The sequence below is a fragment of the Micromonospora reichwaldensis genome (assembly GCF_031845925.1).
Lineage (GTDB): Bacteria > Actinomycetota > Actinomycetes > Mycobacteriales > Micromonosporaceae > Micromonospora > Micromonospora reichwaldensis.
In genome coordinates, this window is record NZ_JAVRFL010000038.1 from 24974 (window position 1) to 36740 (window position 11767).

General features: G+C 72.0%; 10 protein-coding genes. 7 read left to right on the forward strand and 3 right to left on the reverse strand.

Annotation, left to right across the window (positions count from 1 at the left end):
• Positions 1 to 38: 38 nt before the first annotated feature.
• The 3 genes from RM555_RS25565 to RM555_RS25575 all read left to right on the forward strand — a co-directional run bounded on the left by RM555_RS25565 (position 39) and on the right by RM555_RS25575 (position 3402).
• A complete protein-coding gene (locus RM555_RS25565; protein ID WP_311414136.1) occupies positions 39 to 818 on the forward strand; it encodes an ABC transporter ATP-binding protein in 780 nt (259 codons plus the stop codon).
• A 263-nt stretch (positions 819 to 1081) separates the two neighbouring features.
• The gene (locus RM555_RS25570; protein ID WP_311414137.1) at positions 1082 to 1657 is read left to right on the forward strand and encodes a sigma-70 family RNA polymerase sigma factor; all 576 of its coding nucleotides are present in this window, start codon (positions 1082 to 1084) and stop codon (positions 1655 to 1657) included.
• Between the two features lie 545 nt (positions 1658 to 2202).
• Positions 2203 to 3402, forward strand: a complete 1200-nt coding sequence (locus tag RM555_RS25575; protein WP_311414138.1) for a histidine kinase — start codon at positions 2203 to 2205, stop codon at positions 3400 to 3402.
• On the opposite strand, the gene RM555_RS25580 is transcribed toward RM555_RS25575, so the two are convergent.
• The 3 genes from RM555_RS25580 to RM555_RS25590 all read right to left on the reverse strand — a co-directional run bounded on the left by RM555_RS25580 (position 3298) and on the right by RM555_RS25590 (position 7850).
• Complete coding sequence (locus RM555_RS25580; protein ID WP_449560152.1) at positions 3298 to 3894, reverse strand: response regulator transcription factor; 597 nt, start codon at positions 3892 to 3894, stop codon at positions 3298 to 3300. The genes RM555_RS25575 and RM555_RS25580 overlap by 105 nt on opposite strands.
• A 137-nt stretch (positions 3895 to 4031) precedes the next feature.
• Complete coding sequence (locus tag RM555_RS25585) at positions 4032 to 5501, reverse strand: SagB family peptide dehydrogenase (RefSeq protein ID WP_311414140.1); 1470 nt, start codon at positions 5499 to 5501, stop codon at positions 4032 to 4034.
• A gap of 45 nt (positions 5502 to 5546) precedes the next feature.
• Positions 5547 to 7850 (reverse strand): TOMM precursor leader peptide-binding protein, encoded by a 2304-nt coding sequence (locus RM555_RS25590; protein WP_311414141.1) that lies wholly within the window; start codon positions 7848 to 7850, stop codon positions 5547 to 5549.
• Positions 7851 to 8141: 291 nt separating this feature from the next.
• On the opposite strand from RM555_RS25590, the gene RM555_RS25595 reads away from it, so the two are divergent.
• From RM555_RS25595 to RM555_RS25610, 4 genes are all read left to right on the forward strand, one after another.
• Positions 8142 to 9170 carry an AfsR/SARP family transcriptional regulator gene (locus RM555_RS25595; protein WP_311414142.1) on the forward strand — a complete coding sequence of 343 codons (1029 nt, stop codon included), beginning with the start codon at positions 8142 to 8144 and terminating at the stop codon, positions 9168 to 9170.
• Positions 9171 to 9303: 133 nt separating this feature from the next.
• On the forward strand, positions 9304 to 9798 hold the full coding sequence (locus RM555_RS25600; RefSeq protein WP_311414143.1) for an FcoT family thioesterase: 495 nt from the start codon (positions 9304 to 9306) through the stop codon (positions 9796 to 9798).
• Between the two features lie 37 nt (positions 9799 to 9835).
• Positions 9836 to 11404, forward strand: coding sequence for a fatty acid--CoA ligase (locus RM555_RS25605; RefSeq protein ID WP_311414144.1), 1569 nt, complete (start codon positions 9836 to 9838; stop codon positions 11402 to 11404).
• A 5-nt stretch (positions 11405 to 11409) separates the two neighbouring features.
• A complete protein-coding gene (locus tag RM555_RS25610) occupies positions 11410 to 11751 on the forward strand; it encodes a hypothetical protein (RefSeq protein ID WP_311414145.1) in 342 nt (113 codons plus the stop codon).
• The last annotated feature ends 16 nt before the right edge of the window (positions 11752 to 11767 follow it).

Consider the following 11767-nt stretch of genomic DNA (forward strand, 5'->3'; position numbering starts at 1 on the left):
CCCACGGCTGAAGCCGGGGGTTTCCACGGAGGTTTTCGATGAAGCTTCAGGTGCAGCAGGTGTGCGTCTCCATCGGTGGTACGCCGATCCTCCGCGACGTCAGCATGGAGGTCGCGCCCGGCGAGGTCGTCGGCCTGATCGGCCCCAACGGCAGCGGCAAGTCCACGCTCCTGCGGACCATCTACCGGTCGGTCCGGCCCGCCGGCGGGCAGGTGCTGCTCGGCGACGAGGACGTCTGGTCGCTGTCGGCGCGGGCGGCCGCGCGGCGGACCGCCGCCGTGTTGCAGAACAGCCCCACCCCGCCGGGCCTCACCGTGCGGGAGGTCGCCGCGCTGGGCCGGACGCCGCACAAGGGGGTGTTCGACCGCGAGACGGCCGACGACCACGACATCGTCGTCGACGCGCTGGAGCGCACCGGCATGCTGGGGCACGCGGAGCGGATCTACGGCTCGCTGTCCGGCGGTGAGCGGCAGCGGGTGCTGCTCGCCCGGGCGCTGGCCCAGCAGCCGCAGCTCCTGGTGCTCGACGAGCCGACCAACCACCTGGACATCCGGGCCCGGTTCGAGCTGTTGGAGCTGGTGCACACGCTGGCCGTCACCACGCTGGCGGTGCTGCACGACCTGGACCTCGCGGTACGCAGCTGCGACCGCCTCGTCGTGCTGGACCGCGGTGAGGTGGTCGCGTCGGGGCCGGTGCTGGAGGCGCTCACGCCCCAGGTGCTGTCCGGGGTCTTCGGGGTCACCGCCGAGACGGAACGTCACGACGACGGGGTCGTCCGCGTCACGTACGGCGCCCGGCCGCTGGCCAAGACGGGCTGAGCCGGGTGCGGCGGACGTGCCCGCCGCCCGGCCGGACCCGGCCGGGCGGCGCCCCGTCGGGCGGGCGGCGCACCTCGGGCGGGCGGCCCTCGTCGGGCGCGCGCCCGACGCCGCCTTCCCCGCGCCCGTGCGCCGCGCGGTCCCCGGGACGCCCGGCACGCTGCCCGAACGGTTCCATCGAATTCTGGTTGCCGGCGATGAGGCCGGCTGGACTACCGCTGGAATCCGTTCTTCTCGGCATCCCGCACGGTTACCGTGAATTCATGTCGGAGCCACTGGAAGAAAGCACGGTCACGGCTCTGGCCCTGGCCGTCGGGCGCGGCGACCGTTCCGCGGCGGATCCTCTCGTCCGCAGCACGCAGCGTGACGTCTGGCGATTCCTGGTCTACCTGGTGGGGCACGCCGACGCCGAGGACCTGACGCAGGAGACGTTCGTCCGCGCGCTGGGCAGCGCGCACCAGTTCACCGGGCGCCACCACGCACGGTCCTGGCTGCTGGCCATCGCGCGACACGTGGCCGCCGACCACTTCCGCGCCGCCGCGAGCCGGCCCCGGATCGTGTCCGACCAGGACTGGCAGGCCACCGCGGAGCGTTCCGCGGCCCACCACCTGCCCGGCCCGGACGACACGGTCGCGCTCAACCTCGCGGTACGCACGCTGCCCGCGGCCCGCCGCGACGCGTTCGTGCTCACCCAGGTCGTCGGCCTCGGCTATGCGGAGGCGGCCGCACTGTGCTGCTGTCCCGTCGGCACGATCCGCTCCCGCGTCGCGCGGGCCCGCCGCGACCTCGTGTCGGTCCTGGCACCGGCCCCTCGGCGGCGTCCGGCGCTGCCCCGGTAGGCCCTCGCCGCGGTGCGGCGGCCACCGCGTCAAATGTCCCTACTAGAGGATATGACGTGACGGTGGCAAATGTTCCCTAGCATCGATTAGGACCCTTTCGCGCTGCGGCGGCCAGGGGCGGACGGCTTGACGGCCGTCATTTTTTTGTGGAAAGGTCGACCCTCAAGGGGGAAGGTGTCCGTAAGGGCACATCGCAATTCGGGGCCGGGAATCCGTCGAAAACGTTTGCGTTGCGTAACAACTCTGTGGGGTGCGACGCCTGTCGGCGTCCGATCGGCCGCACCGGGTTCTTGCGCGGGGTAGACGGGGCATTCCCGCCCTCGGGTCGATCACTGGGGAGTGTGTCGTGGTTGTTGGATCGACGCCCGTCACCGGGCATCGCGGCTGGCGGGGGGCCGGCCACACCGGGTACGGGGCCAGTTGGCCTCTGGGCGTACGCCGGCTGCGCTAGAGCAAACGAGAGCGCTGCTGCCGTGAACCTCTCCGTCACACCAGGGCGCTCATCATCGCGAGGGGCCGCGCCGCTACCGGCGCCCCGTCTCGCGATGGGCGTCGTCACCGCCGTCTTCGCAAGCATCAGTCTCATCGGCTTCATCCACGTCATGTTCCTGCCGGTCGGTCCGGTGGCCATCGCGCTGTCGTTCACGTGCATCGCCGTCCTGATGGCGATGCAGCTGCTGTGGTACGGCCGCGACAACGGACGCCTGCGCACGCCGCTGGGCTACGGCGTCCTCGCCACCCAGGCCGCGCTGGTCTACCTGCCGATCCTGACCTTCGGGCAGGCGTGGGTCGGCATGCCGGGCTTCCTGGCCGGCAGCGTGCTGCTCGTGCTGCGGGCGGTCACGGCGTGGGTGACCTTCGTCCTCATCGTCGCCTCGATGGCCGTCGCCCAGTGGCTCTTCACCCGCGCGCCGATCGACATGCTCTACACCGCGATCTCCACCGTCACGACGGGGCTCGTGGTGTACGGGTTGTCCCGGCTGACCGCCCTCGTCGTCGAGGTGCAGGAGAGCCGTGCGGAGATCGCGCGCATGGCGGTGCTGCGGGAGCGGCTGCGGTTCGCCCGCGACCTGCACGACCTGCTCGGCTACAGCCTGTCCGCCATCTCGCTCAAGATCGAGCTGGTGCACCGGCTGATGGAGAAGTCACCGCAGGAGGCGAGCGACCAGCTGCTGGAGATCCTGGAGATATCGCGGGTCGCCCTCTCCGACGCGCGGACCGTCGCCAGTGGCTACCGCGAACTGTCGCTGGAGGAGGAGTGCCGGTCCGCCGTGTCCGTGCTGTCCGCCGCGGACATCCAGGTGCGGCTGGACAGCGACCACCTGGACCTGCCGGTCCAGGTGAGCACGGTGCTCGCCACGGTGCTGCGGGAGGGGGTGACCAACATCCTGCGACACAGCAAGGCCAAGCGCTGCGACATCACCATCCGGCAGACGCAGGACGACGCCTGGATCGAGATCGTGAACGACGACCTGGCCGTCGGGCCGCCCAGGGACCCGGGCAGCGGTCGGAACGGGCTGCGCAACCTGTGCGTACGCGCCGAGGAGATCGGCGGCACGCTGACGGTCGACCAGCAGCCGGACCAGTTCCGGCTCTGCGCCAGGGTGCCCCTGCGGCTGGAGCGCCACGGGGCGTCCCGGTCACAGCCAGCCGGCGTCCCGGGCGACCCGGATGGCGTCGACGCGGTTGCGCGCGGAGAGCTTGTTGACGATCGTGGTCAGGTAGTTGCGGACGGTGCCGACTGACAGGAACATCTGCGCCGCGATGTCGACGGCCTGGAGTCCCTCCGCCGTGAGGCGGAGGACTTCGGTCTCGCGCGCCGTGAGGGGGCACTCGGCGCTGTCCCAGGCGGACATCGCGAGCTGGCTGTCGACGACCCGGCGGCCGGCGGCGACGCTGCGGATGGCGTCGACCAGCTGCTCGGTCGGGGCGTCCTTCAGCAGGAAGCCGGTCGCCTTCGCGGACAACGCCCGGCGCAGGGTGCCCGGTCGGCCGAGTGCGGTCAGGACCAGGGTGCGGATCTCCGGCAGGTGGGCCTGGATGTCGGCGATGGCGGAGAGCCCGTCCTTGCCCGGCAGGTCGATGTCGATCACGGCGACGTCGGGCCGGAACCGCTGCGCCATGGGGAGGATCTCCGTGCCCGAGGCGACCGCGGCGACGACCTCGATGTCCGGCTCCAGGTTGAGCAACGCGACCAGCGCATCGCGGACCATGTGCATGTCCTCGGCCAACAACACCTTGATCAACTTGGCATCCCCTGTCGGGCCGGCGCAATTAACCCCGTTCTATCACGCGCCCGCACGCATCCTGAATGCTGTTTTCGCGCCCGCGTGCGAAGGGTCGCCGAGCCATTTGCCGACGGTCGATCGACCATTCACATTCCGTGCACACCCAGATACTCGTCGTTACAGGACATGTCGTTTTCGGGTAGTCCGATGGCGAATTCGCCGACCCCGACCTCCGCCGGCCAGTCGAGCCCGAACGCCGATGCGGAAACTCTGGCGTCCCCCATGGTCAGGGCGCACGTGGCGAGCCCGAGCATCGTGGCGACGAGGCAGAGCGTCTGCTGGAGCATGCCGACGTGCTTCAGGGTGGTGGCGTAGGAGATGCTGTCGTACACCCAGGAGAGCCTGCCCACCCGCGCGGTCATGGTGATCAGCACCGGCGGGGGCCGACGGTCCCCGACGGACACGCGGGCGTTGTCGAGCATCTCGTCGATGTCCGCCGGACTGGCGTTGACGAGGGTCAGCGCGTGCTCGACCGGGCTGTAGTGGTAGATCCCGCGCCGCAGGTCCGGGCAGCGGTCCACCGTCAGGTACAACTCCAGCTCGTACAGCGAACCCGCGCTGGGATACGGCCGTCGCGTCACCGTGTACCGCACGTTGTCGGGAGCCGTGGCCACCGTCTGCATCCGGACCCGCGCCGCGTGGAACAGCAGTTCCCCCAGTTCGCGGGTCGACGGCGCCGCCTCGGCGAACGTGCGGGTGGACCGGCGCCGGTCGACGGCCTCGGTGAGCGTCATCCCGTGCGGAACCGAGACGGGCGGCCGGTACATCGGGATCCGCGGCCCGGCGGGTGCCGGCTTGACGGCGGCCGGGGGCGGCAGGGCCGCGACGTGACGGAACGTGGCGCCGGCGGGGTCGTCGTGGGTGCCGAGCCTGCTGCGCGAGTGGAACAGCAGGTCGTACGGCGACCACATGGCCAGCGTGGGGTCGGAGTCCTCGGGGAACCGCGACGTGCCGGCCTCACCGACGACGACCATGCCCGCGCCGACCAGGTAGGTGACGACGTCGGCCACCCCGGGCAGCGCCAGGCCGACCCGCCGCGCCACCTCGACGACGGTGGTCGCACGGGGGAGCGCGCCGAGCACCAGCGACACCTGCGGCCGGTGCAGCACCACCCGGTGGTGCGACAGCGGGGACTCGAGCACCAGCTCGCCGTCCCGCTGGTGGGCGAACGCGAAACGGGAGAGCCTGACCGGCTGGTCCTCGGCCACCTCCGGCAGCTCGAAGACCCCCAGCGGGGACACCGGCTGGACGGACAGCAGCGGCACCGGCGAGTCCCGCGAGCCGAGCGAGCGGACTATCCGGCCGGGCAGCCGGTCGAGGAGCGACCGGAGGGCGCGCCCGTCCAGCCCGGCGACGTTGCCGAGCGCGACCGGCCCGTAGGTCATGCGGTGCAGGACCTCCTCGACGGCGGGCGCGGGGCGGCCCACCGGGACGTCGCCCCAGCGGGTGAGGATGGTCAGACTGCCGTCCTCAGCCGTCTCGATGGTCACGTCGTCCCGGAAGGACCACAGCGACAGGCTCGGTCCGGGGCGGGACGTGTCGGCGTCGGATGGCAACCTGGCTCCTCGACGGGCGTGGCTGGGGCCACGTGCGCCCCCGCTCTACACGAAAAGTGGTATCGGGTTGAGGTTCTCGTACTCCGTGGGGCGGTCGAGCCTGCCGAGCTGCACCGGGACGTCGAACAGTCTGCCCGGCGCGAACCTCGCCCAGAAGCCGCGCATCCCCGGCACGATGGCCTTCACCACGGGGAGCCCGACGTCCGGGCGGGTCTGGTCGAGCACGAGCACGTCGAGTCCCAGTGCCTCCAACCTGTGCTGCACCGAGCGGACGTCGGCCAGCAGATCGTCCGTCGGGGTGTGGCGGTAGTCGGCGAGCCGGCGCGCCGGCACCGTCGGATCGGGCCGCAGGTAGGCGTCCCCGGCCCAGGTGGCGGTGCGCCACCACCGTACGGCGTCGGGATCGGACCAGCCGTACCCGCCGTCGTCGTCGCCGACCTCCGCCACGGTCGGCATCAACTGGTTCATCTCGGTGAGCGCGCGGACCAGCGCCGCCCGCGGGTCGGGGTGGGTGCCGAAGCCGAACATGATGTCCTCGCACCGCTTGTCGGTGCGCCGGGACAGCGCGGCCATGGTGGGGATCCCGACGTCCGACGACACGTCCAGCACCCACACCTCGCGGTGCAGGCCCGCGTAGACCTCGCGCAGCTCGTCGATCCAGCGGTCGCGGAAGCTGTCCAGGTCGACGGCGGGGGCCTGGGTGCGGTTGTACCACCAGAGGGCCACCGCGTCGCGTTCCACCACCTCCAGCAGGCCCTGGAGCAGCGCGTCCTCCAGGCTGCTGCCGGCGGCGTTGCCGTTGGAGTCCGCGCACAGCGACATGCCGCCGTGCTGCTCCGGCACGTTGAAGTAGAGCATCGAGGTGGGCAGCAGGCGGTGCCGCTGCTCGGTGAGCGACCACACCGGGGTCCAGCTCGTCACGGCCGCGTCGTCGAAGGGCGCGCACACGTACTGGAACGGCGAGCAGGTGGCGTTCCAGCGGTCGCGGTCGGCGTACTGCCGCTCGTCGAACAGCAGGCAGTCGTCGGGGTGGACGGCCGTGTCGGCCAGCTCGGCGTAGCTGCCGGTGACCCGGGCCTCGTCGCCGTGGAAGTACGCGCTGTGCCGCTCGATGGCCTCGCACAGCGCGCTCACCTCGGCGTGCACGGGGGTCACGCCCTTGCCGCCGTTCTCGGCCCGCAGCGCGAAACGCATCTGCTCGGCGTTCCTGCGCGTGGTCATCGCGAGGTTCGGGCCGGAGCGGAACGAGTTGAAGAAGGCCGGGCCCCGCCCGTCGCGGGTGATCTCCTTGACCACGCCGCTGACCGGGCTCACCAGGTGCCCGTAGTCGCGCAGCACCCGCTCCGGCGGCAGGGCGCGGTGGCTGCCGCCGCTGCGGGACGCCTTCGGCCGGCTGCGCAGCGGCACGGGGCGGAACGCCCGGTCCCGCTCGATGCCGGGGTCGCCGCACTCGGGGCACTGCGGCCGGGCCCGCACCTCGTGGTGGGCGCCGCGCAGGGTGACGCTGTCCAACGTCCACACCGCGCGCTGCCCGTCGTGCCGGAGCCCGGCCGTCCACTTCGCGGCCTCCAACGCCACCAGGTGCAGGGCGGCGGCGCCGAGCGGGGGCAGCGACACCGGCGGGGTGCCGATCGCCGTGCCGGAGCCGACGACGGCGCGCAGGCGCGTCTCGGCCTGACGGTGGCCGCGCAGCCGGTGCCCCAGGCAGTGCCAGCACCCCGTCGCGGCGGCGGGGTCGAACACGGGCCCCACCCACACCTGTGCGCCGCCCGGCTTCGCGAGGAGCCAGGGCCGGCCTGCCGCGCGATGCGCGGCGTCGACGGCAGCCAACCCCTCGTCGAGGTAGTCCTCACAGAGCACAATCGATAAGTCGGCGGGCAGGGCCGAAAAGTTCCCGGACACCGGCGTCACCGTCAACCCGGCCGCGCGCAGCGCGTCTGTCGCCGCCGCGGCATCCTCCGCACGGCCGCCGACGCGGACGAGGTCGACCCGGGCGGCGGCGGTGGCCCGTACGGCGGCGGTGGGGTCCAGACCCGCCGCCTCCCAGTACGCGAGCGCGGGCTCGTCGGCCTCCGCCTCCCGCGCCGGCCGCAGCGTCACCAGGCCGGCGTCGACGAGCCGCCGGACGACCGTGCCGATCTCGGCGGGCGACATCCCGGCCGGACTGTCCCGCACGAGTTCCGTCAGGTCACGGGTGCCGTCGAGCAGCGGGGCCAGGGCCTCGACGTGCGCCCCGCTGACCGAGGTCGCTCCGCGCTCGGAGAGCAGGTAGACCGCGTCACCGCGTACCACGTGGGCCCGCAGGTGCCGCTTGAATCCGACGCGCAGCTGTGCATCCCCACCCGACATGGCTGCTCCCTGCTCGACCAGTGCCGCTCCAGCGACACTCCAGCGTGCCTCCAGCCAGCCTCGCGGCAGCGCAGGCTGCGGGCAAGTGCCGCGGTCACATGCTGCCCCCTCGTTTGGTCATGCCCGTCCATGACGCGGTCACTATCGGCTCGACCTTCGCTTGGAATAGCGTGGAAGCCTGTCCTGACTCCCCCTGGTCGGAATCGTCGCTCCCGTCACGGAACCAGTACGCCGACACGCTCGTCGGCGGTGGAAAGTGCGGTGGATCCGACTGATAGCGAGGTCGGCGAAATGATTACCAAGTTTGCGGAACTGGGATCGATGTCGCACGAGGAGAAACTGACGCTCCTCGCCGCGTTGCTGGAGTCGGCGGCCGAACCCGCGACGGAAGTCCGGCGCCCCGAGCCGCCGCCGGTCGTGCCGCCGCGGCACCCGGCGGGGAACCCGCTCGCCGGGCTGCGGTTCGAACTGCTCGGCCCGCTCGTCATCCGGCACGACGGGGTCGACATCGCACCGAGCGCACCGAAGCTGCGGCTGGTCCTGTCCGCGTTGCTGTTCAACGTGAACCAGCCGGTCGGCGCGTCGGTGCTCGTCCGGGAGCTGTGGAGCACGGGGGCGCCCCGCACCGCCCACGCCACCCTCCAGACGTACATGTTCAAGGTGCGCAAGCTCTTCCGCGGCGTGCTCGGCGGCTCGGTCGAGGACATCGCGCGCGACGTCCTGCTCACCTGCTCCGGGGGCTACACGCTGCGGGTGGACCCGAAGCAGCTCGACATCGTCGAGTTCGACGAGCTGGTCACGGCGGGCACCGCGGCGATGCACGCGGGCGACTACGAGCAGGCGGGCGCGCACCTGCGCCGGTCGCTGGCGCTCTGGCGCGGCAGCGTCGTGCACCAGGGCCAGTGGGGCCCGCAGCTGCGCGCCCAGGCCGCGCGGCTCGAGGAGCGGCGGTTCTACGCGTACACCACCAGGATCGATGCCGACCTCTGCCTGGGCCGGCACCGGGAGGCGACCTCCGAGCTCGCGTCGCTGGTCGTGGAGCACCCGCTGCACGAGTCGGCGCACACGATGCTGATGCTCGCGCTGCACCGGTCGGGCCGCACGCCGGCGGCGCTGGAGGTCTACCTGCGGTTCCGGCGGCGGATGATGAACGAACTCGGCATCGAGCCCTCGGAGCGGATCCAGGCGCTGCACCTGGCGCTGCTGTCGACCGACCCGCTGCTCGCGGACCTGTCGCTCACCTCCGACATGCTGCTGGACCGGCTCGTCGGCCGGGTCCGCCACGGGCGTCGGCTGAGTTCTTCCGCTGTTACCGGCTGATGGGCCGGCCGCGATTACCTTCAATTTCGCACTCGTGCGCAAAGGAGGAATAGCAATGACCACATCGCCGGTGAAGAACAGTGCGCCTATCGGGCGTGCGACATTTGCCAACGACCCGGGACTGCTTTCGGACGTGCTGCGCCCGTACGCGAGGCCGAAGACCCAGTACCTGAAGTCCGCGACGGTCACCGTCGCCAACGGGCTGGCGAGCGCGGAGGGCGAGTTCGCCATCCCGTACCCGTGCTACATCGACGACACCGGTCACCTCAACTCGGTCGAGGTGAACATCTGCTTCAACCAGCTCATGTACTACCTGATCGCCAAGTGCGTCCAGGAGCGGACGGTGCCCGCGCTGGCCGCCTGGACGATGGAGGACTACTGGGCCAAGCAGTTGCCGGACATGCTCATCGCGAACTTCACCAGCAGGTTCCGCCGGCCGATCGACTCGTCGTCGTTCCACGGCGAGGTCTCCTTCGCCGAGTTCAGCGAGCGCAACCGCAGCAAGCCGGTCCAGATCATCGACATGCCCTGGCGCTTCTGGGACACCCAGGGTGGCGTCGCCGACGGCGAGGTACGGATGGCGCTGGTCAACCCGCCCGGCATGCGTTTCCAGGCCGACGCGGCGTAAGCCGCCCCCACCCGTACGTCCCCTGAGGAGGACCCCGGTGACTGTTCAGTTGCGCACCCTCGTCGACGTGGTGCGCAGGCACGCCGTCCAGCAGCCGGACGTCGTCGCCATGGTCTGCGAGGGCCGGCGCGTCGACTACGCCACCCTGCACCGCGTCAGCAACCAGGTCGCGCGCGCCCTCCAGGCGGCGGGCCTGCGCCCCGGTGACCGCATCGCCTACCTGGGCAGGGAGTCCGAGCACTACTACGAGCTGCTCTTCGGCGCCGCGAAGACGGGCGTGGTGCTGGTGCCGATCAACTGGCGGCTGGCCGCCGGCGAGGTCGAACACATCCTGCGCGACTCGGGCGCGGCCCTGCTCTTCGTCGACTCGGACTCGGCCGCCGTCGCCGAGAAGCTGGCGGCGGAACTGCCGACGCTGACCGGGGTGGTCGGGCTCGACGGGCCGGGTGCCGCCGGGGCCGGCTTCACCGCCTGGGTGTCGGCGCAACCGGACGCGAACGTGCTGGCCAGGGTCACCCCCGACACGCCGCTGGTGCAGATGTACACCAGCGGCACGACGGGCCTGCCGAAGGGCGTCGTCCTCGCGCACCGCAGCTTCTTCGCGGTACGCCAGGCGCTCGCCTCGGCCGAGCTGGACTGGATCGACTGGCGCGAGGGCGACGTCAGCCTGGTCGGCATGGCCGGTTTCCACATCGGCGGCCTGTGGTGGGCGACGCAGGGCTTCGTGTCGGGCGTGACGAACGTCGTGATGCGCGAGTTCACCACGGCGGGCGCGGTCGAGCTGATCAGGACGCTGCGCGTCACCACCGCCTGCCTGGTGCCCGCGATGCTGCGGCTGCTGCTGGCGGAGCCCGGCGTGTCGAAGGAGGACTTCACCTCGCTGCGCAAGGTGGTCTACGGCGGCGCGCCCATCTCGGCGGCGCTGCTGGCCCGCTGCGTCGAGGGCTTCGGCTGCGAGTTCGCCCAGATCTACGGCCTGACCGAGACCGGCAACACGGCCATCTGCCTGCCCCCGGCCGACCACACGCCGGACAGCGGCCGGATGCAGGCGGCGGGGCGCCCCTACCCGGGCTTCGAGGTCAAGATCGCCGACAGCCGGGGCGAGCCGCTGCCGCCCGGCGAGATCGGCGAGGTCTGGCTGCGTACGCCGGCGGCGATGGTCGAGTACTGGAACCTGCCCGAGGCCACGGCGAAGACGCTTGTCGACGGCTGGGTCGTGACCGGTGACGCGGGCGTGCTGGACGAGGACGGCTACCTGTTCATCCGGGACCGGATCAAGGACATGATCATCGTGGCGGGGGAGAACGTCTACCCGGCGGAGGTCGAGCACGTCATCGGGCGCCACCCGCTGGTCGCCGAGTCGGCCGTCGTGGGCGTGCCGGACGAGCGCTGGGGTGAGGCCGTGCACGCGTTCGTGGTGCCGGTGGAGGGCCAGCAGCTCACCGAGAGTGACCTCGCCCTGCACCTGCGCGGCAAGCTCGCCGCCTTCAAGCAGCCCCTGCACTACGAGTTCATCGACCGGGTGCCCCGCAACCCCAGCGGCAAGATCCTGCGCCGCGAGCTGCGCGAGCGATTCTGGCAGGGCCACGAGCGCAGGGTGAGCTGACCGCGATGACCACCGAGCGCGAATGCCGCGCCCCGCTGCGCCGGCTGCCCCGGCCGGCACGGCGGCGCGGCGCCACGCTGCTCGACACCACGCCGCCCGACGCCCTCGCCGAGGTCGCCGCCATCCACCACACGACGATCGCGGCGCCCGGCGGGACCGGACGCCGCGAATCCGTGGCGCGGGGCGTCGCAGACCACGCGCGGGTCGTGGGCGGCCCCGACCGCGCACGCGACCTCGGCGTGGTCGCCGAGGTCGTCCGCCCGGAGGACACCCGGGCCCGTCCCGTGTCCGCGCCCGCCGCCGGCCCCGTCCGGCGGCGCGGTGCGCACGGGCGCATCCCGCTCTAGCACACGATCCCCCACC